Raw genomic sequence first — 25,148 nt, 5'->3', positions numbered from 1 at the left:
CCGGATTTTGATTTCGCACCTGCCAACGCTGCGCGCTCACCCTGAGCGGATCAAAAAAATCGCAGCCTTCGGCTGCGCCAACACCCACTTGTCTAAAAATATGTTTGATTATTCAAACCATTAGCCGCTGCTCTTACATGCACTCTGTCATCCTTTTCTTAAACAAGACTGACTGGTTGTTTGCAAACCAACAACACCAATGATAAAAAACATTTCTCAGGAAACCCTGACAATTATTTATTCAACCGACCCCATTAATAAAGGGCGCCACCAACTCCTCTTCAGGGTTACACCCCCAACCACGATGAGACCTCACCATGCCACGTCATCTTTCAGGCATTTGTTTTGCTGTCTGCGCAGCGGCACTCAATGCCACAATCGGCGCATTGAGCAAGTTATTAATAAGCGCCGGCTTAACCACCAGCGCAATTGCCTTTTATAAAACAGCCGTCGCGGTCATCGTGGTGTCGTTCGTTTTACTGTTACTTAAACACGCGCCGCGCTGGACGGGCTGTCGCGCACAGTGGTGGCAAGCAGCCGTGTGTTCAATGCTGGGCATTTTCATGTTGTTCTTCTTTGAAACCCGCGCCTATCAGCACACGGATGCGGCGACCGCGGTGGTGGTATTGATGGCGTCTGCGGCACTGTCAGCCATTGTGCTTGGCAGGTTTTTCTTGGGCGATTGCATTGATCGGAACATGCTGCTGGGCGCTGTTCTGGCGATCATTGGAATGGCTGTTATTTTCCAAAAGAACCTGACAACAGAGTTGAATAGTCTCGGGGTGTTGTACGCCGGATTAGCAGGACTGGGGTATGGCGCTTTTTCAGTGTGTATGAAGAAAATGAAGGCTAAAGGCGGACTCTTGTTTACCCGACAACTTTTAGTGTTTGGCGCACTGTATTTAGCGGTACCCGCAATCAATGAGCAGGCACTGTCGATCACGTTATCGGTGGACAGCGCGATTATTCTATTACTCTTGGCGATCTTTCCCACACTGCTCGGCTTTTTCTGCACCACCAAAGCCATTGAGTTACTCAAACCCAGTCAAGTGCAAACCATTGAACTGAGTGAACCTCTATTTGCCGGAGTGTTTGCCTTCATCGTTATGGGTGAAGTGCCCGGAATCTCTACCGTGTATGGCGGGGTTTTAATCGTGTTGGGGCTGCTCTTTTCCAATCACGTCATACCGCTGTCACGCAAACAGCGAACCCTGCCCTGTCAGTAACTGTCCCTGCGCGGTAATCGCTGGGACAGTTCGTCCATCAGCTTTTGTTCGCGTTTGTCTTCCAGTTGCCGGGCTTCGTCGGCGTAGCGCTGCACCAATTTGCGCAACCCTTCGACCCGGGCATAGGTCTGCTGCCAGGTTTCGCGGGCCTTGTTGAGGTTGTTTTCATGCCACACCAGGCTTTGCCGCTGTTGGGAGACGGCTGTTTCAAGCTGGTTGAGGAAGTACTGGTAGCTGCGCAACCATTGGCCAGACACGCCCTGACTGCCGCGACCAATCCATTGCGACTGGTATTCGGCGCGGAAGTTTTCCAGGTCACCCAGCTTGCTGTTGGCCAGGTTGACTTGCCCTTGAAAGTGGCCTAACCGTTGCGCCGCCGCTTTTTCGGCACTCTCGGCCATCTCGACCACGGGCGCCAGACGCGCCGCTCTGCCACTGGCCATAAAGGATTAACCGCCCGGCGCGGGGGCAAAGATGGAACCCAGATGACCGCCACTTTCAGCCAGGCTGATGTTGTCGTTCAAGCCTTGGCGCAAGTACGCCACCATCGCCGGTTGCAGGGCAATCGCCGTGTCGGTTTCGCGATCCCCGCCCGGTACGTAGGCGCCCACGCTGATCAAGTCCCGCGCTTGCTGGAAGCGTGACCACAACTGTTTGAATTGCTGCGCACGGCGCATGTGTTCTTCAGTGACCACCGAGGGCATGACCCGGCTGATGGAGGCTTCGATGTCGATGGCCGGGTAATGGCCTTCTTCGGCCAAACGCCGCGACAGCACAATGTGGCCGTCGAGCACGCCCCGTGCCGAGTCGGCAATCGGATCTTGCTGGTCGTCACCTTCACTCAGCACGGTATAGAACGCCGTGATCGAACCACCGCCCGCCTCTGCGTTACCGGCACGCTCCACCAGTTTTGGCAGTTTGGCGAACACGGAGGGCGGATAGCCCTTGGTCGCGGGCGGCTCACCAATGGCCAAGGCAATTTCCCGCTGCGCCTGGGCAAAGCGGGTCAGGGAGTCCATCAGCAACAGGACGTTCTTGCCCTTGTCGCGAAAGTATTCGGCAATGCGTGTGCAGTACATGGCGGCACGCATGCGCATCAGCGGCGCATCATCGGCCGGAGACGCCACCACCACCGAGCGCTTGAGGCCTTCTTCGCCGAGGATGTGCTCGATGAATTCCTTGACCTCACGGCCCCGCTCACCAATCAGCCCAACCACCACGATGTCGGCTTCGGTGAAGCGGGTCATCATGCCCAGCAACACACTCTTACCCACGCCCGTACCGGCAAACAGGCCCAAACGCTGACCGCGCCCGACCGTCAATAAACCGTTGATGCTGCGGATGCCTACGTCGAGCGGCACGCTGATGGGGTTACGCTTGAGCGGGTTGATGGTGGGGCCGTCCATCGGCACCCAGTCTTCGGCTTTCATCCCGCCTTTGCCGTCCAGCGCACGGCCCGCGCCGTCGAGTACGCGACCGAGCATGCTCATGCCCATCGGCAAACGCCCGGTATCGGCCAGCGGTACCACGCGGGCACCCGGCGCAATGCCTGCAACGCTGCCCACCGGCATGAGGAAGATTTTGCTGCCCGAAAAGCCCATCACCTCCGCTTCAACTTCGACGGGGTGAAAGCTGTCGTCGTTGATCACCAGGCAGCGGCTGCCCATCGCTGCACGCAAACCTTCGGCCTCCAGTGTGAGGCCGACCATGCGCAGCAAGCGGCCTTCCACAATCGGCTGACCGGGCAAAGTGATGGCAGGCGCGTAGCCGCTCAGGCGCTTGGCGAAACTGGTGCGTTTAAGGTGCATCCGGCTGGTCCAGGTCGACGTCGATGTCCGGCGCAGACGGGTGCAGCGCCTGTTCGTGAAGTTGGTCGAACAACTGGCTCATGGCCTGTTTGATACGGGTCTCGATGCTCGCATCAATCCGGCTGTGTTCGGTTTCGACGCGGCAGCCACCGGCTTGCAACGTGTCGTCTTCGAGAATCCGCCAACTGGCATCGTGGCGTTCGCGCAGCGCCTTTATCTGTTCGAAGTCTTGCGGATTGATGAACAACCGAATGTTTTCGGCGCCCATCGGCAACAGCTTCAAGCTCTCGCGCAGCACCTGCTCGATCTGGCTGGAATCGGTTTTCAGCTCACGCTGGATCACCAGCCGCGTCATGTGCTCAACCAACCCCACCATCGCCTTTTCAAGCTGCACATCCTGCCCGTCCAACGGCGCAAACAAGCTGCCCATCAAGCGTTCAAGGCTGCCGAGTTTGGCATTCAAGGCCGCGTCGGCTTCTTGGCGCACCTTGAGCTGGGTACTGTGGAAACCTTCTTTCTCACCCGTGGCGAAGCCTTCGTTATAAGCCTCCTGACGGATGCTTTCGAGTTCTTCAAGGGTCAGCGGCTGGACTTCTTCCAGCGGGACTTCTTCGCTTTCGGGCGGCAGCTCTTCGACCGGCTCAGGCTCAGGCTCCGGTTCTTCACGAAACGGGTCAAAGCTGGGCAAGGACCACACGTCAAAACCGCCGACATCACGGGCGCGGATCACATCACTGGGCGACTCGCCCTTGGCATTGCTCACTTAGATCATCTCTTCGCCGCCCTTCCCGCCGAGAACAATTTCTCCGGCTTCGGCCATACGGCGAGCGATGGTGAGGATTTCTTTCTGCGCCGTTTCGACGTCGCTGACACGTACCGGGCCCTTGGCCTCCAGGTCGTCGCGCAGCAGTTCGGAGGCACGCTTGGACATGTTTTTGAAAATCTTGTCTTGAACGTTGTCGTCCGAGCCTTTGAGCGCCAACACCAGCACGTCCGAAGACACTTCGCGCAACAGTGCCTGAATGCCACGGTCGTCGACGTCGGCCAGGTTGTTGAACACGAACATGAGGTCTTCGATCTGACCGGACAGGTCTTCGTCGATTTCGCGGATCGAGTCCATCAACTGCCCTTCGGTCGAGCTGTCGAGGAAGTTCATGATATCGGCAGCACGCTTGATGCCGCCCAAGGTGGTACGGGCCGCGTTGGAGTTGCCGGAGAACTGTTTCTCAAGGATCTGGTTCAGCTCTTTGAGCGCTGCCGGCTGCACGGTGTTCAGCGACGAGACGCGCAGGATGATGTCCAGCCGCGCCTTGTGGTCAAAGTGCCCGAGCACTTCGCCCGCCTGATCAGGGTCGAGGTATGCCACCACGATGGCCTGGATTTGCGGGTGTTCGAAGCGGATGACATCCGCCACCGCACGCGGCTCCATCCATTTCAGGCTGTCCAGCCCGCTGGTGTTGCCACCCAACAGGATGCGGTCGATCAGGCCGTTGGCCTTGTCTTCACCCAGTGCCTGGGTGAGCATTTTACGAATGTAGCCGTCTGAACCGACGCCCAGGCTGGTCTGGTCGCCAACAATTTCGACGAACTCGCTCATCACCTGTTCAACCTGCTCGCGGTGCACGTTGCGCATTTGCGCCATCGCCACACCCACGCGCTGCACTTCTTTGGGCCCCATGTGCCGCAGCACTTGGGCCGCGTCAGTTTCGCCAAGCGACAGCAGCAGGATCGCGGCTTTGTCGACCCGTGTCAGCTTGGGATTGGTGGCGGCTCGGTTGTCACTCATCAGCGTTGATCCACTCTTTCACGACCTGAGCCACGCGGCCCGGGTCTTCTGCTACCAGACTCTTGATTGCGTTCAACTGAGCGTCATAGCCTTCGCTTGGGCTCGGCAACAGAATGCTTTGCGGCCCGCCCAGGCTGACACGGTCGTTGGACAGCTCGCCGTCCAGCCCGCCAATGCCACCCAGCTCGGAATCACTGCCCAAGGCCAATTCTTTACTGCGCCCGTGACCGGTGATGTTGTTCAACACCGGACGCAACACGCCAAACACCAGCACCAGGATGAACAACACACCGAGCACTTGCTTGACGATGTCCCAGAACCACGGCTGCGAGTAGAACGGGATCTCGGCGATGACTTCGCCACGCTCGGCCGAGAACGGCACGTTGATCACGCTCACGCTGTCGCCACGGCTGGCATCAAAGCCTACGGCGTCTTGCACCAGACGGGTAAAGCGCGCCAGTTGATCGGTGCTCCACGGCTCACGGGTGATGTCCCCGTTGGCCGGGTTGACCTTGACCTGATCATCGACCACCACGGCAACCGACAGGCGATTGACTTTACCTTGCTGCTGCTTGGTGTGGCTGATGGAGCGGTCAAGCTCGAAGTTTTTGGTCGATTGCGAACGTTTGTCAGCCGGGTACGGCGCAAGCATCGGCTGGCCCGTGGCCGGGTCCATGATTTGCTGACCGTTGGCATCGAGCAGCGGCTGACCCGGCTGCACCATACCGGCGGCGGCTGTCGCCTGCCCGGTTTGCTGCGGGGCCGACGCAGGCGCAGGCGGCTGATTGCTCAGCGCACCCGGCACACCTTGCGGACCGTTGCTGGCGGTGCGCTGCTCGCTGGTGGATTGCTCGCTGCGCAAGGCCGGCTGGTCGGGGTTGAACTGTTCGGAGGTGGACTCTACCGCGCTGAAATCCACATCGGCCGACACTTCGGCTTTATAGCGGTCGTTGCCCAACACCGGTTGCAGAATGTTGTGCACGCGCTGTGTGAGCATGCTTTCCATGCGGCGGCTGTAATCAAACTGTTTACCGGCCATCGTCAGTTCAGAGTCCTGCGCCTGATCCGACAGCAAGTTACCTTTTTGGTCGACCACGGTGATTTGCGACTTGGTCAGTTCGGGAACGCTGGTGGCCACCAGATTGATAATGGCCAGTACTTGACCCGGCTCCAGTGAGCGGCCCGAATACAACTCCACCAACACCGAGGCGCTGGGTTTGCGCTCATCGCGCACAAACACCGAGCTTTTAGGAATGGCCAGGTGAACGCGTGCGCCCTTGACGTTATTGAGGCTGGAAATGGTGCGGGCCAATTCGCCTTCCAAGCCACGACGATAGCGCGTGGCCTCCATGAACTGGCTGGTCCCAAGCCCTTGGTCTTTGTCCAGAATCTCGAAACCGATGTTGCTGTCGGTCGGCGACACACCGGCGGCGGCCAGTTTGAGGCGCGCACGGGCCACGTCATCAGCCTTGACCAGCAATGCGCCGGAGTTGGGCTCAACGGTGTAAGGAATGTCGGCGCCGGCCAGGGTTTCCATGACCTGCTTGGCATCCATACCGGCCAGGCTGCCATACAGCGGCCGGTAATCGGGCTGTTGCGACCACAACACGACGGCAAAACCAATCGCCACGCTCGCCGCCAGACCGACCATAAGGCCAACCTGACGCAACATGGTCATCTCGGAAAGGTTTTCCAGAAAGGACAGCCCGAACAGTGGCGGCTTGCCATCTGTTGAGCCTGCCTTGGCCGGGACGTTATCAGCAACTGCTTCTGCCATGACCTAATATCGTCCTTAAACCGGCATCTGCATGATGTCTTGGTACGCCTGAACCAGCTTGTTGCGTACTTGGGTCAATGCCTGAAAAGAAACACTGGCTTTCTGCGATGCGATCATCACGTCAGTCAGGTCAACACCGCTTTTGCCGATTTCAAAGGCGTTCGACAACTGGCTCGACGCCTGTTGGGTATCGCTGACCTTATTGATCGCGTTGCCCAGCATGTCGGAGAAGCTGCTGGCGCCCACTTCAGCGGGCGCTTGCACCGCTGATTTCTGGGCCATAGCGTCCATTTGCATGGCCCGCATGTCCAACATCATTCGATTAAATTCAATACCTTGGCTCATGGACTACTCTCTCCGACGGCCCGCAATTTTTTGACACTCACACAGCATCTACTCAGGTGTTAGCAACAAGGGTGCCAGTTGTTTGTTGATCTGGAACAAATTGCGTAACAAAAGGTCCCAGCCAGACAAACGGGATGTTTATAAAAACACCCTTCCTGTAGGCGCTGCCGCAACCTGCTTCAGTGCCTGCAGGCATGGGGTCAGCTTGAGGCGAACAGGTACGCTTCAACGTCCATGCCCGCATCGCGCATTTGTGCCAGTTTGTAGCGCAACGTGCGCGGGCTGATGCCCAGGCGCTCGGCCGCTTCTTTGCGCCGTCCGCGCTCAGTGCGCAAGGTGTCAATGATCATCTGAAACTCACGGCGACGCAGGTCATCGCCCAGCGCGCCTGCGGACTCCCCTGCGGGCCCCGCCACGCTCTCGACGGGCGCCGACAAACTGGCGCTGCTGATAGCCGGCAACGGCGCGCACGCCACCGGGCCCGCCAGACAAAAATCCGCCGCCTCGATCAAGCCCCCGTGCTGCAAGATCAGGGCGCGCTGAATCGCGTTGTCCAGCTCTCGCACATTCCCAGGCCAGGCATAAGCGGTCAGGCACGCTTGTGCGGCGGGCGAAAAACGCACGGCCGTGTGTTTCATCTTGCTGATGTGCTTGGCCAGCAAGCGCTCGGCCAGCGGCAGAATGTCGGCGGTGCGCTCGCGCAACGGGCGCCAAGCCAACGGAAACACCGAAAGGCGATAGTACAAGTCTTCGCGAAAGCGCCCCGCCGCCACTTCGCCCGCCAAATCGCGGTTAGTGGTGGCCACCACGCGGATATCCAGGGCAATCGGCTTACGGCCACCCACGCGCTCCACTTCACGCTCTTGCAGCACCCGCAACAACTTGGCCTGCAAGCCCAACGGCATTTCGGAAATCTCGTCGAGCAGCAACGTGCCACCATCGGCCTGCTCAAACTTGCCCGCTTGCGCCGCAATCGCACCGGTGAATGAGCCTTTTTCATGACCGAACAACGTGGCTTCGAGCATGTTGTCCGGGATCGCCGCGCAGTTGATGGCGACAAAGGGCTGACGGGTCCGATGCGAATGTTGATGGATATAGCGCGCCAGCACTTCTTTACCCGTGCCGGACTCGCCCGAGATCAACACCGTGGAATCACTGCGCGCTACCCGCGCCGCCAGTTCCAGCAACTGCGCGCTGGCAGGCTCGATGGCCACCGGGCCTTCGGCTTCTGCTACACCAAGACAACCCAGCGCATGGCGCGCCACCAGATCAAGCAAAGCCTTGGGTTCAAACGGCTTGACCAGATAATCCGCTGCGCCTTGGCGCATGGCATCCACCGCCCGCTCCACCGCCCCGTGCGCGGTCATGAGCAGCACCGGCAGTTGCGGTTGCCGCGCCCGCAGCAGACCCAGCAACTGGTGCCCGTCCATGCCCGGCATGTTCACGTCGCTGACCACCAGGCTAAAGGGTTCGGCCGCCACCGCCTCCAGCGCTTCTTCAGCCGAGCCAACTGCATGAAAACCATGCCCCGCCAATAACAAGGTGTCGGCCAGGGCTTCGCGCAGGGAGCGGTCATCTTCAACCAGCAGCACTTTGATTCGCATTACCATCAGTTCGCCTCCGCCGCGCCAGGAATCAGCGGCAGGCTGAGCAACGCGCAGGTGCCGCGACCCAGCCGTGAATGGAATTGCAGCTCGCCCTGATGCGCCCGCACCACCGCCTTGACCACGGCCAGCCCCAACCCGGTGCCTGTAGCTTTAGTGGTGAAAAACGGCTCACCCAAACGTTCCAGCACCCGAGGCTCGATGCCACTGGCGCTGTCACTTACGCACAGGCGCAAGGTGTTATCGCGCGCGTACACATGCACCTTGAGGCGCACCTGAGGCGTACCGGCCTGTAACGCGTTTTCAATCAGATTCAGCAGCGCGCCCACCAGCGTGTCACGATTGCACAGCACTTCACCGGCGTGGATATCGCACTGCCAGCGCATCGCAATACCTTCGACATGGGTCTGCGCAGCAGCTTGCAGCGATTGCATCAGCGCCTTGGGCGTGACCCGATCGGTCAACGGCAACTCGCCGCGTGCAAACACCAGCATGTCGCGCACCTGGTGCTCCAGCTCGTGCAGGCGTTCTTTAAGGCGACCGGCAAAACGCTGCTGTGTTTCGACCGGCAGCACCTGTTCAGTCAAATGACTGGCGTAAATCAACGCGGCCGACAATGGCGTGCGGATCTGGTGCGCCAACGAGGCCACCATGCGCCCCAGCGACGACAAACGCTCGTGCCGTGCCAACTGATCTTGCAGGCGCCGGGTTTCTGTCAGGTCGTTAAGCAACACCAACTGCCCAGGTTCAGCATCCAGCGAGCGGGTGGAAATCGACAAGCGCCGACCATCAATCAACGAAATCTCGTGCCCATCGTCTTCACGCGGAGCAAAGCAGCGGGAGATGACGTGACGCCACAGCTCGCCCACCAGCGGCAGGCCGAGCAATTCACTGGCCGCCGGGTTGGCCTCGCGCACACGGCCGCGATCATCAATCACGATGACCCCGCCCGGTAACAGATCAAGGAGGTTTTGCAGCCGGTTGGCCAGGCGCTCTTTTTCCGCCAGCTCGGCCATCCGCTGCGCGCTGACCACCGCCAACTCGCCTTTAAGCTCGGTAACCCGTGCTTCAAGCAGGCTGTAGGAATCGGTCAACTGAGTCGACATCTGGTTGAACAGCGAGAACGCTTGCTCAAGCCCTTCCCGACTGGCTTGCTCCACCGAATTGACCGGCGCAGCAACAAGGGACATGGCCTGCCCTGCGAGATCAGGGAGGGAGGACTGCTGGGCGGACTGGGGCATGGTACGTTCTCGCGTGGCTGACCGTCATTAAACGGTTCGTTAGCAGAGACTTAGCAATACCCGTGCCGAAAAAAAATCACTTTAAAATCAGTAGGTTAAAAAACAGGCGTCAATCCTCCGCCTGTTCTTCCCCTTCGCGACGGCTCATGCCGTACTTGCGCATCTTTTCGACCAGCGTGGTGCGGCGGATACGCAGCCGCTCTGCGGCGCGCGCCACAATGCCATTGGCGTCGTCCAGCGCCTGCTGAATCAGGCCCTGCTCCAGACCACCGAGGTAGTCTTTGAGGTCCAGACCTTCGGGCGGCAGCATGGCGGTGGCGGTGAAATCCGGCGTGGCGTTATTAATGGCCACGCGCTCTTCCATGTCACTGCGCAAGCTGTCGACCAACTGCTCGTCTTCGTCATCGACGTAACGAAACTTCTTCGGCAGCTCGGCCACGCCGATCACCCCGTACGGGTGCATGATGGCCATGCGCTCCACCAGGTTGGCCAGCTCACGTACGTTGCCCGGCCAGCCGTGGCGGCACAACGACATGATGGCAGCAGAGTTGAAACGGATAGAGCCGCGCTTTTCGTGCTCCATGCGCGAAATCAGCTCGTTCATCAGCAGCGGAATGTCTTCGACACGCTCGCGCAACGGGGCCATTTCAATCGGGAACACATTGAGGCGGTAGTACAAGTCTTCGCGGAAGGCGCCGACTTCAATCATGCTTTCGAGGTTTTTGTGGGTGGCGGCAATGATGCGCACGTCAGCGCATTGGGTTTTGTTGCTGCCCACACGCTCAAAGGTGCGTTCCTGCAATACCCGCAGCAGTTTGACCTGCATCGGTAGCGGCATGTCGCCGATTTCGTCGAGGAACAGCGTACCGCCATTGGCCAGTTCAAAACGCCCGGCACGGCTGGTGATAGCACCGGTGAAGGCGCCCTTTTCGTGACCGAACAGCTCGCTTTCGAGCAGTTCTGCCGGAATCGCCCCACAGTTAACGGGCACAAAGGGCGCGTCGCGGCGCTTGGAATGGTAATGCAGGTTGCGCGCGACCACTTCTTTGCCGGTACCGGACTCGCCCAGGATCAACACACTGGCGTCAGTGTCAGCCACTTGCTGCATCATTTGGCGCACATGCTGAATCGCGCGGCTGGTGCCGACCAGGCTGCGGAACAGATTGGGTTCACGATGACGACCGCGCTCGCGGGCCTGGTCATACATCTCGCGATAGACCTGGGCACGGTGCAGCGAATCAAGCAATTTGCTGTAGCTGGGGGGCATTTCGAGGCTGGACAACACACGACGGCGCTGGTCTTCCGGCAGGTCTGCCGAAGAAATATCGCCCAAAAGTAGAACGGGAAGGAACTCATCCCATGTGGCCAGGGTCTTAAGCAAGCTCGAGGTACCGCCTGCGCTGCTCACGTCACCGACGAGCACGCAGAGGACTTCGCGGCTGGAGGCCAGGGAACCGACCACCTGCTGCCAGTCGTTGCTCGCGCTGGCTAAATTTTCTTCGCCCAGAAAATTTAAAATCACCGCCAAATCGCGGCGGCGAACGCTATCGTCATCGATCAGCAGAATTTTGGTTTCACGCCACATGCAATAGCAACTTCCCTAGTCAACTCAATGCCCTGATGGTGGGGCAAGCTAGACGCCTTGACCCGTTTGGATATCTAAGACGACTGAAATCAGAAAACAGCACTAGTTAAGTCAAAAAACTGTACACAGTCAATTTTATGGCGCGGCAAAACGCACTTAACCACAAAATTTTTAGGTCTTAACCAAACAGATGGTAAACCTTTGAAGCATTTTTTGCTTGGTTGATCTGTGCCATCTGGTCCACCACGAGCTGGCGTTCCCCGGTGGCAGCCTCCAGCAACATGCGATAAACCACCAACAAGCCCTCAAGATTTTCGCGCAGCGTGGCTTCGTCGACCGGCTTTTCGGCTAGCACATTCTCAACGCAAACCCGACAGGCGGTATCCAGTTCGCCGATAGCGTCCCAGTTGCGCTCAGCCAGCGCATCGATCAGCGCCTCACGGGTTTCTTGAATTCGTTGCAATTGGCTCATGGCGCAATCCTCAGGGCGGCGGGCAGCTTATTGCGGCGCGATCGCATCCCAACCACTTTTTACGGTGATCAGCAGGCGGGCGACTTCGTCGATCAGTTCAGGGTCGTTTGCCGCATTGGCCTGGGTCAAGCGTACGGTCATGTACTCGTACAAGCTGTCCAGTTGCTGCATCGCGTCCTTGTCCTCGGCTTTCTCTTCATCCAGGCCCTGACGCAGACCCGTAATGATTTCGATGGCCTTGGTGATCAGCAGTGCTTTTTGCGGCAGGTCGTTGCGACTCATCGCGCCTTTGGCTTGTGCCATGCGATCAAGCGCCCCCTCCATCAGCATCTGAATCAGACGATGCGGGCTGGCTTCGGAGATCTGGGCGTGGGAATTAACCTTCTGATACTGACGAAGGGCTCTCATCGGGTTCATGTTTTAACCTCGTAACAGGGGGCAGCCGAAAATAGGTGAGTCTTGATAGGTATGTCGACTGCATCAGCAAAAACTTTAAGAACAACACGCCTGGCTGACCCGATAAGGGTCAGCCTGACCGTGAAGGCTTACCCGTGATCAGCTGGATTTGGGGTTATTGAGCGCATTCAAGGTGGTCATGATGCTGGAGCTGCCGGCGTTGATCTTGGCGATCATGGTGTCCATCGCCGTGTACTTGGCGCTCAAGGCTGTTTGCATGCTGTCCATGCGTCGATCCAGATCCAATTTTTGCTTGGTCAAATCGGTCAACTTGGTGTTGATGTCGTTGCTGCGCGTGGCCAGCAGGCCCGTCGAGCCAACGTAGGACTCTGTACTCTTGTTCATCCGCGAAATCAGGCCGTCTTTGCCCAAAAACACCTTGGACACATCACCCGAGTTCTTCTCCATTGCCTTGTTCCAGGCTTTGTCCTCCAGGCTCAGCAAACCTGTTTTCTGGTCTGTGGTAATGCCCATTTGCGACAAAGCCATGACATTGAACGAGCCGCTGCCCTGCACCAACTCACCGCGCATGCTGTTGACCAATTGACGCATGGAGGCATCCCCGGTCAAGGCACCTGCGGTGGTGGTCGACGCATCGCCTGTGGCCGTGACTTTGGTCTGCGCGTTAATTGTGGTCATCAACGCGTTGTAGGCCGAGACAAACGACTGCACCGAGGTTTTCAAGGTGTCGTTGTTCACGCCCACGTTAATGGTGATCGGGTCTTTGTCGACGCGATTAAGCTCAAGCGTCACACCACTGATCGCTGCGGTGACCTTGTTGCTCTTGGACTCCATTTCGAAGCCATCAATCTTGAACTTGGCATTCTGCGGCGGATCACCGGTGGTAAAGCCTTTGGCCAACTCTGACTCACCGCTCAGGGTGATGTCCGAACCTTCGCCAGTGTCGGTCGAGGTAATGACCAGGCGCGCACCTTTGGCATCACTCAACACGTTGGCGCTGATGCCTTTGGATTCCAGCTGCGTGTTAATGGCCTCACGCGCTTCCTGCATGGTCGCCCCGGCCGGGATCGACACGTTGTAATCCTTGCCCGACTGGGAAATGGTCAACGTGGTCGCCGAATCGCTCGGGTTGACCTTGGCCGAACTGCCGCCTGCAAACACCGCAGAGCTGACTTTGGCTGCCGTGGCCAGCTGCGTGACTTCCAGCTGGTATTTACCGGTCGACGCCGCGTCATCAATGGTGACCTTGGCAGTTTTTTCTTCAGACGAGGTACCGGTCAAACCACTGAAACTGGTCGCGGTGTTGAGCTTGGTCAGCGCAGCACGGTAGGTTTCCAGCGCGACTTTTACCGTCCCCACAGCCGACAGCTGCGTGGTGGCCGTGGTTTGCTGCTTGAGGATTTGCGAGTCTTTGGGTGCGCGTTCCGCCGCCACCAGCGCTTTCACAATACCTTGAGTGTCAAAGCCCGACCCAATGCCGGTAATCGTTGAACTAGCCATCTGTTTTCTCCTTTTCCGCTGGCTGCCGCTTTATTGGCGCACAACGCCGAGTCCGCAGACAGCTTCACAATTCATGCCACCTTCAGGCATTGGTACGAAACAACAGACTGTTAGCGTCTGTCAGGCTCTGCGCCAGTTTCAATGCCGTTTCAGAAGGGAGCTGGCGAATCACCTCACCACTATCGGTGGCGATCACCTTGACCACAACCACGCCCGTGGTGTCATCAATCGAAAAATCCAGCTTGCGCTGAGTAGACTGTACGAATTCGCGTATATCGTTGACGGCCTTTTCAAGCTCTGCGCGCTCAGGTTGTTTACCTGGCTCGGCGTCAACGTCAGCCTTGGGGGGTGCAACGTGCGCAGGCGTCGGGTTGGATTGCCCTGCTGTGGCCGGATAGGCCGCATTCAGCTTGATGCTCATGTCCATGTCATCACCTCAACACTGAAAAAACGAAAGGGCACGTAAACGCGCCCTTCCGTTATCAACCAAGCGCTAGATTACTGAAGCAGCTTCAGTACAGCGGATGGCAGTTGGTTAGCCTGGGACAGGATTGCAGTCGAAGCCTGTTGCAGGGTTTGTTGCTTGGTCAGTTCAGCGGCTTCGGAAGCGAAGTCAGCATCTTGAACACGGCTACGGGCAGCCGTCGAGTTCTCGGTGATGCTTTGCAGGTTAGACACAGTGCTGGTGAAACGGTTTTGTACAGCACCCAGCTGCGAACGCTGAGTGTCGATCTGCTGAATCGCGCCGTCCAGAGCCTGGATGGTTTGTTGAGCCGATTCGGACTTCAGGATGCTCAGATCAGCAACCGAGGTGTCCATTTTCACAGCGGTAGTCGGTGCAGCAGCAGCAGCGGTCAGGCCCAGAGTGGCCAAGCCTTTGCCCGAGCTACCATCAGCAATGGTGATGTCTTTGGTGGAGAACAGCTTCAGGCTGTTGTCCGACTTATCAACGCTGGCAGTCACACCGGTGCTTGCGCTGTTGATGGACGACACGATGTCAGCCATGGTCGAGCCAGCGGTGAACTTGACTTCAGTACCGTTCAGGTTGATAGAGGTGTCCGAAGCCAGCTTGGCTTCAGTGGTACCCGCCGACAGACCCAACTTAGCCAGTGCGCCAGCGCCGCCTTCAGCAACCGGACCTGTACCGTTACCCAACTTGACAGCTTTACCGTCAGTCGACGTCAGTTCCAGACGGCCTTCGGACGATACAGCGGCGGTCACGCCGAACTTGCTAGCCGTGTTTGCCGTGTTGATTTTGCCCGCGATAGCGGCCAGGTCTTCGCCCGCTGCGAATTTGACGTTGGTGCCATTGATGTTGATCGATGCAGCAGCGTCCAGCTTGCCAGTCACGGCAGGAGTAGCAATCGTCGTTACGCCGCCCGAAGCCGTTGCAGCACCAAATACAGTGTTAGTACCGGTGATATCAATAGCGGAAGCAGAAGTCAGCGTCAGCGTGGTACCTGCTTTAGCAGCAGTTACGCCGGTGATGCCTGCACCTTGAATGGCCAGCAGTGCGGCGTCGATGTCGTCACCGACTTTAACGGTTACATCTTTACCATTGATCTGGAAGGTCTGGTCAGTACCCGTTGGAGCCGTGTAATTAGCACCGGTCTGAACAAAGTTGCTGGTGGTCATAACTGCTGGCTTGGCGCCTGGCAGTTCGATCGCTTTAGCCGTCACAGAGGCCGACAGCTGAGTGGTGTCACCCTTGACGCTGGCTTCGCTGTAAGTACCTTTCAGGCCCGTGGCGCTGATGTCGGTCATACCGAACGAGATAGTCTGGTTGGCGTCAGAACCGATCTGGAAGCCAACGTTCTGGAACGAACCGTCCAGCAGGTTACGACCACCGAAAGTAGTGGTTTGAGCGATACGGGTCAGCTCACCGGTTTTGGCTGTGAATTCTTGTTGCAGGGATGCACGGTCAGCGTCGCTTTTGTCACCGTTAGCGGACTGCAGAGCCAGTTCACGCAGACGTTGCAGAATGTTGGTCGACTCTTGCATTGCGCCTTCAGCAGTCTGAGCAATCGAGGTGCCGTTGTTGGCGTTCGCGATAGCAACAGTCATGCCTTTAACCTGGGAGGTCAGACGGTTGGCGATCTGCATGCCGGCAGCGTCGTCTTTGGCGCTGTTGATTTTCAGGCCGGAGGACAGACGGTTCATCGAGGTGCTCAAGGCATCGCCGGCTTTGTTCAGGTTCTTCTGAACGCTCAACGAAGTGATGTTGGTGTTTACTGACATGGACATGACGAATTCCTCGTGGATTGAGTACTGCGGCTTCCGGCCCTGGCAACCGCCGGGTGTGGCCTAGAGAACCTTCGTAATAGTTATCGTCGTGAAAGCAAGTTGCTTGAGGGCTTTTTTGAAATTTTTTACTGGCCGGGTGCCATCCCTTGCATTTCAGGGGTTTACACACCCCGTAGAATGCAAAACGCCCATGGCTTTAGGCCACGGGCGCTTGAGGATTGCGTGAAAAAGCTTACGGGCGATGGATGATCGCCGAACCCCACGACAGGCCCACACCGAAGCCGCTGAGTGCCACGCGCTTCCAGGTGGTGTCCAGCGCGTGTTTTTCGAGCAACAATGGAATGCTCGACGACACGGTATTGCCGGTCTCGACCATGTCCTTGATGAACTTCTCAGGCTCGCCTTCAAAACGGCGCGCCACCGCGTCAACAATTGCCGCACTGCCCTGGTGAATGCAGAACGCGTCGATGTCTTCGGCTTTAAGGTCAGATTCGTCAATCAACTCGTGCAGGTGCGCAGGGACTTTGAGCAGCGCGAAGTTGAACACTTGACGGCCGTTCATGAAGAACACCCCGTCGCTGACTTTCAGGTGCGGCGCACCCGAACCGTCGGTGCCGAACTTGGCTTTGCCCAACTGCCACAGCGCGTCTTCACCCATCCAGGTGGCCGTGGCGGCGTCACCAAACAACATGGTGGTGTTACGGTCTTCAGGGTCGACGATTTTGGAGTACGGATCAGCCGTGATCAGCAGGCCGTTTTTCAGGCCCGTGGCCTCCATGAAGCCTTTCATCGCGTAGAGGCCGTAAACGTAGCCCGAGCACCCCAGCGAAATATCGAACGCAGCCACGTGGGTCGGCAGGCCGAGTTTGTCCTGCACGATGGCCGAGGTATGAGGCAAGCCTTCTTCATCACCGTTTTGGGTGATGACGATCAGCGCGTCGATGGATTCGCGCTTGAGCTGCGGGTTGTTGGCGAACAGCGCGTTGACGGCTTCGACACACAGATCCGAGGTTTCCTGGTCAGCATCTTTGCGCGGCAGGAATGCCGAACCAATCTTGCCCAGAATAAATTCTTCGTCCTTGGAGAACTTCGCGCCTTGGGCGTAGTTGTCTACGCCGTTTGCCGGCACGTAACTGGCGATGCTTTTAATGCCAATCATTGTGGCTTCCCAATACTCAATAGCTGGAGATCACCCGCTCACGAACGAGGGGCGCTGACAATAAAAGGGCTTCGTCGCGCATAAAAGCGGCGAAAGTGGATGCCTGAAAATACCCAAAACAGCCTTAAAAGGCCCGGCATCCGCCCGAACGTTGCACACGATACAGTGAAGATGCGCATTATGACCCATAGGTCACTCTATTTTGTGTGGTTTATACAAAACGTTTCAAGCCGACTTTCAGATAAGCGAACACAAAGCTGCGTAGCGGGCTTGTGCAGGCGCTGAAAACAGAGGTGGTCGTTGCGAGCGAAGCCCTGCACCAGCGCACCCGAAGGTGTCTGGCGCAGGGTTCAGAGCGGGATCAGATTTTGTTGAACAGGCTCAACTGGGAGATTTTCACGAACGCCAGCTGCGAGGCTTCGAGCATGGCCTTTTGGAAGGCCAGGTCAATAGATGCACCCGCCATGTCCGTGTTGCCGATGGCGGCCGTGGTGGAGTCGTTGGCCAGGCGCATGCTTTCGTTTTCGTTGGTCTGTACATCCACCGCTTTCAATCGCGCACCGATTGAACCGCGTGCGTTATCCACACCGGCCATGGCGTTTTTAAGGTTGCCCACCGACGCATTGATAATGTCCGTCTGCTTTTGCTTGGCGGCCGGGTTTTCATCCGTCGGTGTAGCCAATGCCTGGCGCAGTTGACTGATGGTGTCCAGCGCACTCTGGCTCTGGTGGTTATTGCCCTTGACCACAAACTGGTCGCCCGCCTCGCGCGCGCCGGTGAAGTCAAACTTGACCCCCATCGCGGTGATCGAATCGCCGGTCATGGTGCCCTTGGCAATCGATTTGCTGTTGGCCGTCACTGGCTGGGCATAAATCTCGTACTCGGTGTCGCTGGTGAACTTGATCACTGCGCCACTGGCCGGGAAGCTGTCGCCATAAGCCTTGGCGTCATCCACGGTACTGCTGGTGATTTGCGACGTGGAGTTATTGCCAGGGCTGCGCGCTGCGCTGAACGAGTCCGGCTTGGCTTGCAGGGTAAAGATGTGACCCTTGACCGCATCGTCCTGATCCGCTGGCGCGATATCCTTGAGGTTCAGGTTGATGTCAAACTGCACACCGCGCAGGCTGATGCTGTGCGCCCCCTCCTTGGTAGCATCGAAAGTGCCGGTGCCGGGCACTTCAGAGGTCACGTCTTTGCCGGTCCGGTCGCGCAGGATGTACTGCGTGCTGCTGGTGAACTCAAGCTCGTACGGCTGACCGTCAGCAAAGCTCTTGTTAAACACTGGGCTTGAGGTGATCAAACCTGCCGACACCGAAACCGTGCCATCAGCGGCCAAGGGCGGCTTGGTGGTGAGTTCGGCCTGGGTGCGACCGGTGTTGGTCGCGCCTTCGAAGATACTTTTTGCGGTGTCACTGCCCGCAATGGTCAGCGTGTCAGACACTTTGAGGTTCAGTTGCGTGTCATCGCCCTGATAAGTGTAAGTGCCGTCATTGTTACGCGCATACGGCGGGGTGTCGGTCTTGGAACCGGAGAACATGTAGTCGCCGTTGGCGTCTTTGCTGTTGAGCAGGCTGAACACCTGCTCTTCAATGTTGCCCAGCTCATTGGCAATCGAGGTGCGATCCGCATCACTGACCACGCCACCGCCTGCCTGCAATGCCAGCTCGTAGGCTTTCTGCATGGCGTTGTCGATGCTGGTCAACACTGACTCCTGGTTGGCCAGTGACGATTTAATGCCGTTCATGTTGGTGGTGTACTGCGCCAACATGTCTTTTTGCTGCTGCAATTGCAGCAAACGCGCGGCACCCACCGGGTCATCCGCGGCCGATTGAATGCGCACGCCGGAGTCGATCTGGGTTTGGGTCTTGATCACCGAAGCGAAGTTGTTCTGGTATTTGGACGCACTGGTCTCAAAGAACTGGGCAGTAGAAATACGCATCGTCGGCGACTCCCTTAAAGGCTGTTGATCAGCACGCTGAAAGTTTCTTGCGCCGCTTTGATAATTTGCGACGAAGCCGTGTAGTACTGCTGAAACTTGACCAGGTTGGACGCTTCTTCATCCAGGTTGACCTGAGACACCGAGCTGCGGCTGGCAGCCGCATAAGACAGCGCCGCATTGGTGGCCGTGCCATCAACCGCCGCTTGACTGGCCTTGCCGCCGACCTTGGACACCAACTGGCTGTACGAGGTGGCCATGCTCACGCCACCGCCGCCGCTGTTTACGCCCACGGTCGGTTTGGTCTGCAAATCCAGCATCTTGTTGGCGTTGGTGTTGTCCGACTTGCCGTCTTTGTTGAACTTGATGTCGAACGTGTCGCCCTTGCCCGGCGAACCGCTGATGGTGGTATTGAAATCGACGGTTTTCTTCGAGCCGTCCGGGTTCAACACCGGCTGACCGGCAGCGTCCAGCACGGGCACGTTGATCGTGACCTTGTTGTCCTGCCCCGGCACCACGGTGCCCTTGCCGATTTCGTCGCCCTGCTCGTTCAGCACGCGATAACCCTGCACACCGTTGACCGCTTCGTCGAAGGCAATGCGCACGGGCATGGCACCCTCGATTTCACTTTGCGCCAGGCCCAGGCCCGCGCCGCCATAGATGTTGAGTGCTTGCGTCAGGTCCAGGCCATTGACCACGCCCGTGCCGCTGTTTGAGCCGCCCTTGCTCGCCACCAACGGCCCGGCAAACGCCAATTTGCTGGAGTCGCTCATCTGCGCGCCGATGTTGGTCGCGCCGCTGCGGGTGGGGCTGACTTTGAAGCTGTCGCCCTTGTCCAGCGCACCGCCGTTGAGGCTCATGGTGAAGCCGTCAATCTGGGGCGCAGGCTTCTGATCCAGCTTGAACGACCCCATGTCGGTGCCATCGGAGCGCCGTACGCTGTAGTCATTGTTACTGCTGAACGTCACCTGATAGTCGTAGGTGGTCAACGCGCCACTGTCGGTGATCGTGACATCCAGATTGCCCGAGCCAGCACTGTTGCCGGTGGCAGCCAGGCTGCGCTCGCTGATGGCTTTGGCACTGTTGATGTTGTTGAACAGCGAGGCGCCGAACTCGCCGTTGGCATCCAGGCCCTGTCCCAACTGCTTGTTGATGGCGTCTGCCACCACCAGAGCGGTGCGCCCCAGCTCATTGATCGCCGGTGCGAGCACCTCGTCACGGTAGCGAATCAGGCCGCCGATCTTGCCACCGGACAACGCAGAGGTGACGTCCGAGTTCGAAGACGGGGTGTTGATCTGGATCGTAAATTGGCTTTTATCGGTTTTACCCGGCACCGCCGACAAGGTGTTGCTGGTATTGCCCAGCACCAGTGCCTGACCGGTGCCCAGGGTAATGTCGTACACGTTGTCGTGTTCTTGAACCGTCACGCCGACCAGCTCATTAAGCGAGCGAACCGCCTCGTTGCGCGCATCCAGCAGGTCATTGGGGGTGTTACCCGACGTGGTCGCCTGGGCAATTTGCTTGTTCAGCGAGGCAATGGTGGCCGAGTGCTGGTTGACCATCGAGGTCAAGGTTTCAAGCTGGCTATTGACGCCTTCGTTTTGCTGATTGAGCTGGCTGGCAATCGAATTGAAACGGTTGCTCAAGGTTTTGGCGTTGCCCAGCAGCAAATCACGCGCGGACGCATCACCCGGCGCACCCGCCGAGGCTTGCAGCGAGGCGAAAAAGCTGCTCAGGGCCGCGGACACACCCGTGCTTTTATCCGACAGCAATTTGTCGATAGGGCCGATCTGATCGAGATAGGCTTGCGCGTCGCCATTGAGCGAGGTGGTGGTTTGCAACTGGGCGTCGAGGTAGGCGTTGTAAACACGGCGCACGTCCGCCAGCGTGGTGCCGGTGCCAATAAACACACCGCCCGATTGCTGCGAACCCGCCGTGCCCTGCACGATTTGCTGGCGCGAGTAACCCGCCGCGTTAGCGTTGGCAATGTTGTTGCCGACCGTGGCCAATGCCCCTTGGCTGGCGTTCAGCCCCGACATCCCGATGTTGATCAAACTCGCCATGGTTCAAACCTTATAAATGCGTGAGAGAACCTGTCGAGGCATAGCTCTGGTAGGTCTTCATCTGTTTGGCTATTTGCGAAATCTTGCTGGCGTACGCCGGATCGGTTGCGTAACCGGCCTTTTGCAGCTCGCGTACAAATTGTTCTGGTTTATCGGCCGCGTTCAGCACTTCTTTATAACGATTGTTGCTCTGCAACAGCGTCACCAAATCGTGGAAGCTGTCTTGATACGAATCGTAGGAACGGAAGTCCGCCGTCTCCTTGACCATCTGCCCGCCTTTGAACTCACTGGTGATGGCGCGCGCCTGAGCGCCCTGCCAACTGCCCGTGGCCTTGATGCCGAACAGGTTATGACTGCTGGTGCCATCTTGTTGACGCATGACCGACTTGCCCCAACCGGTTTCCAGTGCAGCTTGTGCCACCAGGTACAGCGGATCGACACCAATGCGGGCGGCCGCTTGCTGCGCCATCGGCAACATGGTGGCCACGAAGGCGTCTGGCGACTCGAAGGCTTTTTTCGCCGGTGCCAACGGCGGCTGGGCCACGGCACGGCCGTAGACCTGCATCCGCCCTTGAGCACCCGCTGCACTGAGCATCGGCTGGCGACTGCCTTTAAGCACCGCGTCCATCGAGGCACTGGTGCGCCCCGGCACCGCATCGGTATTGAGCGTGGAGCGCGCCGGGTCAGCCGATGGCACGATGCCAGCCAGCAAGCGGTCCGTGAGCTTGGTCGGCAACGCCAGACGCCGCTGATTGAGCAGCGCCATGTCATTCTGATGCCCGCCCTGCGCGGCGCTCGGTGCCAGCGCCACACGCGAGGCCCACAGCGGTCGCTGACCGTTGGAGCGCACGAACGGGCTGTCTGCCGGAGTCACAGCGGCGGTCGGCGTGGCCGCTTTGGCCTCGGCCGTGAGCGCCGTGGCAGGCGGCGTATCGCCCGGCACGGCTGACTTGTTTTTCGACATTTGCCGCATCAATACGTCAGCCAGACCAATGCCTCCGCCCTGACGGGACAACGTCACCGACAGTTGCTGGTCGTACATTTCCTGATACTGCTTGGCGGCCGGGGTGTTGAGTGGATTGTCCTTACCCAGCACTTCGTTGGCGGAACGCATGGACTTGAGCATTTCGTTGAGGAACAACGACTCAAATTCCTGCGCAACCTTGCGCATATTGCCTTCGCTTTCGCGGTCGCCCACCTTCAAGTTATTCAGACGATTGAGGTCGGTATACGCGCCCGAATCGCTGCCACTGACCACACCACTCTTACGTATATCCATGACGCAGGCCTCAGATCACGATCAGGTCGGCTTGCAAGGCGCCGGCCTGTTTGAGTGCTTCAAGAATCGCCATCAAGTCACCTGGCGCTGCGCCTACCTGATTCACTGCACGCACAATTTCGTCCAGCGTGGTGCCCGGACCAAACTTGAACATCGGCTTGGCTTCTTGCTGAGCGTTAACCCGCGAACGCGGCACCACTGCCGTCTGGCCATTGGACAAAGGCCCCGGCTGGCTGACGATCGGGTCTTCGGTAATGGTCACGGTCAGGCTGCCGTGGGTCACGGCAGCAGGCGACACCTTGACGTTTTGCCCAATCACGATGGTGCCGGTGCGCGAATTGATGATGACCTTGGCCACCGCCTGCCCCGGATCGACTTCGAGGTTTTCCAGAATCGACAGGTAATCGACCCGCTGGCTTGGGTCCAGTGGCGCGGTGACACGCACCGAACCGCCGTCAATGGCTTGCGCCACGCCAGGGCCGAGCAGGTCGTTGATTTTGTCGACCACACGCTTGGCAGTGGTGAAGTCCGAACGGTTGAGGTTCAGCGTGAGGCTGTTGCCCTGATTGAAGCCACTCGGTACCGCACGTTCAACCGAGGCACCACCGGGGATGCGACCGGCCGAGGGCACGTTAACGGTGATTTTGGAACCGTCGCGGCCTTCGGCATCAAAACCACCGACCACCAGGTTGCCCTGCGCAATGGCGTAGACGTTGCCATCAATGCCTTTTAACGGGGTCAGTAACAGCGTGCCGCCGCGCAGGCTTTTGGAGTTACCAATGGAGGACACGGTGATGTCCACCACCTGACCCGGCTTGGCAAACGCTGGTAAATCGGCGCTGATCGACACCGCTGCCACGTTTTTCAACTGCACGTTGCCCGAGCCTGGCGGCACTTTGATGCCGAACTGCGAGAGCATGTTGTTGAACGTTTGCAGGGTGAACGGGGTTTGCGTGGTTTGGTCGCCCGTGCCGTTAAGCCCGACCACCAAGCCATAACCAATCAATTGGTTGGTCCGTACGCCCGAAATGCTGGCAATGTCTTTCAACCGCTCGGCGTGGGCGCCAAGGGTTGTGGACAGTAGCAGTACGGCTGCCAGCAGATGCTTGAGGTTGAACATGGTGGGGCCATCACTTAAAGAGGAGCACTTAAAAAGGGTTCGCTTAGAACGGGAACAGCGGACTCAGGAAGAAACGGTCAAACCAGCCCGGTTGGCTCGCATCGGCAAACGAACCGGTGCCCGAGTAGGTGATGCGCGCATCTGCCACACGGGTCGAAGACACGGTGTTGTCGGTCGAAATATCGTCCGAGCGCACCAAACCGGCAATACGCACCAGCTCATCACCGGTGTTCAAGGTCATCCACTTCTCGCCGCGCACTGCGATGATGCCGTTGGGCAAGACATCGGCCACCGTCACGGTCACCGAGCCGGTCAAACTGTTGCCCTGCCCGGCTTTACTGTCGCCTTTGCTGGCGCGGCTGCCGCTGTAACCGGCATTCAAGCTCAAATCACCACTGCCCAGCGGGTTGTTGGTGGTCAGGCCGCTGCCGAACAACGACGTGAGGCCGATGCTGGTGTTGCTGTTCTTGCCGATCTGCGAGTTGGCGTTTTTGCTCGCCTGCGTCCTCTCATTCAGGGTGATGGTGATGATGTCACCCACCCGGAACGCCTTGCGGTCGCTGTACAGGTTCTGCTCAAAGCCTGCCTGATAGATCGAACCGTTATTGGCCGCCGCCGGCAACGGCGTGCGCGGCAACACCGGCGCGTAGTACGGATCGTTGGCCCGTGGTGGCGGGCTGACACAGCCCGCCAATACGGTGATACCGCCCAGTACCAGAACAGAAAACAAGCGTTTCATGACCTCTCCCGCAGTTGCAGGCGACCTTGGGGCCGCCTTGTCGACGTGATTACAGATTTTGCGTGACGAAGGACAGCATTTGGTCAGCGGTGGAGATGACTTTGGAGTTCATCTCGTAGGCACGCTGCGTGGTGATCATGTTGACCATTTCTTCCACGGTGCTGACGTTCGAGTTTTCGAGCATGCTTTGCATGGTCAGACCAAAGCCATTGAGGCCCGGCGTGCCGATTTGTGGCGCACCGCTGGACGCGGTTTCAAGGAACAGGTTACCGCCCTGCGCCTGCAAACCCGCCGGGTTGATGAAGTCCGCCGTCTGCAAGTTGCCGATGACCTGGGCCGCCGGGTTGCCGGCGATGGTCACCGACACAGTGCCGTCCTGCCCCACGGTGAAGGTCTGCGCATCCGCAGGCACCACAATGGCAGGTTCCAGGGCAAAGCCATTGGCGGTCACGATCTGGCCGTTGGAGTCCAGGTGGAAAGTACCGTCACGGGTATAGGACGTGGTGCCGTCCGGCTGCATGATCTGGAAGAACCCACGGCCATTGATGGCCAGGTCCAGCGGCTGCTCGGTGGTTTGCAGGCTACCGGCCGCGAAGTTCTTTTGCGTGCCGACGATGCGCACACCCGTACCCACTTGCAGGCCCGATGGCAGCTCGCTGTCCTGAGTCGACTGGGCGCCTGGCTGGCGTTTGATCTGGTAGAGCAAGTCCTGGAACTCGGCACGATCACGTTTGAAACCGGTGGTCGACACGTTGGCCAAGTTGTTGGAAATGGTGGTCAGGTTGGTGTCTTGTGCAGCCAAACCTGTTTTTGCAACCCAGAGTGCCGGAAGCATGCAGTTCTCCTC

At 58.4% G+C, this 25,148-nt stretch carries 22 protein-coding genes; 1 reads left to right on the top strand and 21 read right to left on the bottom strand.

Annotated elements, in window-relative coordinates:
* Window positions 1-317: 317 nt before the first annotated feature.
* On the top strand, window positions 318-1,226 hold the full coding sequence (locus TU86_RS20960; RefSeq protein WP_048366242.1) for a DMT family transporter: 909 nt from the start codon (window positions 318-320) through the stop codon (window positions 1,224-1,226).
* On the opposite strand, the gene fliJ is transcribed toward TU86_RS20960, so the two are convergent.
* From fliJ to flgG, 21 genes are all read right to left on the bottom strand, one after another.
* Complete coding sequence (gene fliJ / locus TU86_RS20955; protein ID WP_048366241.1) at window positions 1,220-1,669, bottom strand: flagellar export protein FliJ; 450 nt, start codon at window positions 1,667-1,669, stop codon at window positions 1,220-1,222. The genes TU86_RS20960 and fliJ overlap by 7 nt on opposite strands.
* A 6-nt stretch (window positions 1,670-1,675) precedes the next feature.
* Window positions 1,676-3,034 carry a flagellar protein export ATPase FliI gene (gene fliI, locus TU86_RS20950; RefSeq protein WP_048366240.1) on the bottom strand — a complete coding sequence of 453 codons (1,359 nt, stop codon included), beginning with the start codon at window positions 3,032-3,034 and terminating at the stop codon, window positions 1,676-1,678.
* Window positions 3,024-3,797: a flagellar assembly protein FliH gene (gene fliH / locus TU86_RS20945; protein ID WP_048366239.1), complete on the bottom strand. Its 774-nt coding sequence runs from the start codon at window positions 3,795-3,797 to the stop codon at window positions 3,024-3,026. The genes fliI and fliH overlap by 11 nt, the downstream gene beginning before the upstream one ends.
* Complete coding sequence (fliG, locus tag TU86_RS20940) at window positions 3,798-4,820, bottom strand: flagellar motor switch protein FliG (protein WP_048366238.1); 1,023 nt, start codon at window positions 4,818-4,820, stop codon at window positions 3,798-3,800.
* Complete coding sequence (fliF, locus tag TU86_RS20935) at window positions 4,813-6,597, bottom strand: flagellar basal-body MS-ring/collar protein FliF (protein ID WP_048366237.1); 1,785 nt, start codon at window positions 6,595-6,597, stop codon at window positions 4,813-4,815. The genes fliG and fliF overlap by 8 nt, the downstream gene beginning before the upstream one ends.
* A gap of 15 nt (window positions 6,598-6,612) precedes the next feature.
* Window positions 6,613-6,942: a flagellar hook-basal body complex protein FliE gene (gene fliE / locus TU86_RS20930; RefSeq protein ID WP_048366236.1), complete on the bottom strand. Its 330-nt coding sequence runs from the start codon at window positions 6,940-6,942 to the stop codon at window positions 6,613-6,615.
* Window positions 6,943-7,142: 200 nt separating this feature from the next.
* The gene (locus TU86_RS20925; protein ID WP_048366316.1) at window positions 7,143-8,546 is read right to left on the bottom strand and encodes a sigma-54-dependent transcriptional regulator; all 1,404 of its coding nucleotides are present in this window, start codon (window positions 8,544-8,546) and stop codon (window positions 7,143-7,145) included.
* Between the two features lie 5 nt (window positions 8,547-8,551).
* Window positions 8,552-9,736, bottom strand: coding sequence for a sensor histidine kinase (locus TU86_RS20920; protein ID WP_048366235.1), 1,185 nt, complete (start codon window positions 9,734-9,736; stop codon window positions 8,552-8,554).
* A 160-nt stretch (window positions 9,737-9,896) separates the two neighbouring features.
* On the bottom strand, window positions 9,897-11,372 hold the full coding sequence (locus TU86_RS20915) for a sigma-54 dependent transcriptional regulator (protein ID WP_048366234.1): 1,476 nt from the start codon (window positions 11,370-11,372) through the stop codon (window positions 9,897-9,899).
* A 178-nt stretch (window positions 11,373-11,550) separates the two neighbouring features.
* Complete coding sequence (gene fliT, locus TU86_RS20910; protein ID WP_048366233.1) at window positions 11,551-11,844, bottom strand: flagellar protein FliT; 294 nt, start codon at window positions 11,842-11,844, stop codon at window positions 11,551-11,553.
* A 27-nt stretch (window positions 11,845-11,871) separates the two neighbouring features.
* Window positions 11,872-12,261 (bottom strand): flagellar export chaperone FliS, encoded by a 390-nt coding sequence (gene fliS, locus TU86_RS20905; protein ID WP_048366232.1) that lies wholly within the window; start codon window positions 12,259-12,261, stop codon window positions 11,872-11,874.
* Between the two features lie 138 nt (window positions 12,262-12,399).
* The gene (fliD, locus tag TU86_RS20900) at window positions 12,400-13,761 is read right to left on the bottom strand and encodes a flagellar filament capping protein FliD (protein WP_048366231.1); all 1,362 of its coding nucleotides are present in this window, start codon (window positions 13,759-13,761) and stop codon (window positions 12,400-12,402) included.
* Window positions 13,762-13,843: 82 nt separating this feature from the next.
* Window positions 13,844-14,188, bottom strand: a complete 345-nt coding sequence (locus TU86_RS20895; RefSeq protein ID WP_048366230.1) for a flagellar protein FlaG — start codon at window positions 14,186-14,188, stop codon at window positions 13,844-13,846.
* Between the two features lie 71 nt (window positions 14,189-14,259).
* Window positions 14,260-16,005 (bottom strand): flagellin N-terminal helical domain-containing protein, encoded by a 1,746-nt coding sequence (locus TU86_RS20890; RefSeq protein WP_048366229.1) that lies wholly within the window; start codon window positions 16,003-16,005, stop codon window positions 14,260-14,262.
* 232 nt (window positions 16,006-16,237) lie between these two features.
* The gene (locus tag TU86_RS20885) at window positions 16,238-17,164 is read right to left on the bottom strand and encodes a ketoacyl-ACP synthase III (RefSeq protein ID WP_048366228.1); all 927 of its coding nucleotides are present in this window, start codon (window positions 17,162-17,164) and stop codon (window positions 16,238-16,240) included.
* A 361-nt stretch (window positions 17,165-17,525) separates the two neighbouring features.
* Window positions 17,526-19,103 (bottom strand): flagellar hook-associated protein 3, encoded by a 1,578-nt coding sequence (locus tag TU86_RS20880; RefSeq protein WP_048366227.1) that lies wholly within the window; start codon window positions 19,101-19,103, stop codon window positions 17,526-17,528.
* Window positions 19,104-19,117: 14 nt separating this feature from the next.
* On the bottom strand, window positions 19,118-21,163 hold the full coding sequence (gene flgK / locus TU86_RS20875) for a flagellar hook-associated protein FlgK (RefSeq protein ID WP_048366226.1): 2,046 nt from the start codon (window positions 21,161-21,163) through the stop codon (window positions 19,118-19,120).
* 10 nt (window positions 21,164-21,173) lie between these two features.
* Window positions 21,174-22,442, bottom strand: a complete 1,269-nt coding sequence (gene flgJ, locus TU86_RS20870; protein WP_048366225.1) for a flagellar assembly peptidoglycan hydrolase FlgJ — start codon at window positions 22,440-22,442, stop codon at window positions 21,174-21,176.
* Window positions 22,443-22,452: 10 nt separating this feature from the next.
* Window positions 22,453-23,562, bottom strand: a complete 1,110-nt coding sequence (locus TU86_RS20865; RefSeq protein WP_048366224.1) for a flagellar basal body P-ring protein FlgI — start codon at window positions 23,560-23,562, stop codon at window positions 22,453-22,455.
* A 43-nt stretch (window positions 23,563-23,605) separates the two neighbouring features.
* Window positions 23,606-24,301 (bottom strand): flagellar basal body L-ring protein FlgH, encoded by a 696-nt coding sequence (gene flgH, locus TU86_RS20860; RefSeq protein ID WP_048366223.1) that lies wholly within the window; start codon window positions 24,299-24,301, stop codon window positions 23,606-23,608.
* A 49-nt stretch (window positions 24,302-24,350) separates the two neighbouring features.
* Window positions 24,351-25,136, bottom strand: a complete 786-nt coding sequence (gene flgG, locus TU86_RS20855; protein WP_048366222.1) for a flagellar basal-body rod protein FlgG — start codon at window positions 25,134-25,136, stop codon at window positions 24,351-24,353.
* Window positions 25,137-25,148: the final 12 nt, after the last annotated feature.

Source organism: Pseudomonas weihenstephanensis, from assembly GCF_001043055.1.
Classification (GTDB): domain Bacteria; phylum Pseudomonadota; class Gammaproteobacteria; order Pseudomonadales; family Pseudomonadaceae; genus Aquipseudomonas; species Aquipseudomonas weihenstephanensis.
This window is presented reverse-complemented; position numbering and strand designations above follow the sequence as displayed.

Excerpts from the sequence above, each read along its gene's own strand:
- fliJ (WP_048366241.1), bottom strand. The coding sequence starts at position 1,669 with ATGGCCAGTGGCAGAGCGGCGCGTCTGGCGCCCGTGGTCGAGATGGCC.
- TU86_RS20920 (WP_048366235.1), bottom strand. The coding sequence starts at position 9,736 with ATGTCCCTTGTTGCTGCGCCGGTCAATTCGGTGGAGCAAGCCAGTCGG.
- TU86_RS20865 (WP_048366224.1), bottom strand. The coding sequence starts at position 23,562 with ATGTTCAACCTCAAGCATCTGCTGGCAGCCGTACTGCTACTGTCCACA.
- fliG (WP_048366238.1), bottom strand. The coding sequence starts at position 4,820 with ATGAGTGACAACCGAGCCGCCACCAATCCCAAGCTGACACGGGTCGAC.
- fliI (WP_048366240.1), bottom strand. The coding sequence starts at position 3,034 with ATGCACCTTAAACGCACCAGTTTCGCCAAGCGCCTGAGCGGCTACGCG.
- TU86_RS20890 (WP_048366229.1), bottom strand. The coding sequence starts at position 16,005 with ATGTCCATGTCAGTAAACACCAACATCACTTCGTTGAGCGTTCAGAAG.
- flgK (WP_048366226.1), bottom strand. The coding sequence starts at position 21,163 with ATGGCGAGTTTGATCAACATCGGGATGTCGGGGCTGAACGCCAGCCAA.
- fliD (WP_048366231.1), bottom strand. The coding sequence starts at position 13,761 with ATGGCTAGTTCAACGATTACCGGCATTGGGTCGGGCTTTGACACTCAA.
- TU86_RS20925 (WP_048366316.1), bottom strand. The coding sequence starts at position 8,546 with ATGCGAATCAAAGTGCTGCTGGTTGAAGATGACCGCTCCCTGCGCGAA.
- TU86_RS20880 (WP_048366227.1), bottom strand. The coding sequence starts at position 19,103 with ATGCGTATTTCTACTGCCCAGTTCTTTGAGACCAGTGCGTCCAAATAC.
- TU86_RS20960 (WP_048366242.1), top strand. The coding sequence starts at position 318 with ATGCCACGTCATCTTTCAGGCATTTGTTTTGCTGTCTGCGCAGCGGCA.
- flgJ (WP_048366225.1), bottom strand. The coding sequence starts at position 22,442 with ATGGATATACGTAAGAGTGGTGTGGTCAGTGGCAGCGATTCGGGCGCG.
- fliS (WP_048366232.1), bottom strand. The coding sequence starts at position 12,261 with ATGAACCCGATGAGAGCCCTTCGTCAGTATCAGAAGGTTAATTCCCAC.
- TU86_RS20885 (WP_048366228.1), bottom strand. The coding sequence starts at position 17,164 with ATGATTGGCATTAAAAGCATCGCCAGTTACGTGCCGGCAAACGGCGTA.
- fliF (WP_048366237.1), bottom strand. The coding sequence starts at position 6,597 with ATGGCAGAAGCAGTTGCTGATAACGTCCCGGCCAAGGCAGGCTCAACA.
- TU86_RS20915 (WP_048366234.1), bottom strand. The coding sequence starts at position 11,372 with ATGTGGCGTGAAACCAAAATTCTGCTGATCGATGACGATAGCGTTCGC.
- flgG (WP_048366222.1), bottom strand. The coding sequence starts at position 25,136 with ATGCTTCCGGCACTCTGGGTTGCAAAAACAGGTTTGGCTGCACAAGAC.
- TU86_RS20895 (WP_048366230.1), bottom strand. The coding sequence starts at position 14,188 with ATGGACATGAGCATCAAGCTGAATGCGGCCTATCCGGCCACAGCAGGG.
- fliE (WP_048366236.1), bottom strand. The coding sequence starts at position 6,942 with ATGAGCCAAGGTATTGAATTTAATCGAATGATGTTGGACATGCGGGCC.
- fliT (WP_048366233.1), bottom strand. The coding sequence starts at position 11,844 with ATGAGCCAATTGCAACGAATTCAAGAAACCCGTGAGGCGCTGATCGAT.
- flgH (WP_048366223.1), bottom strand. The coding sequence starts at position 24,301 with ATGAAACGCTTGTTTTCTGTTCTGGTACTGGGCGGTATCACCGTATTG.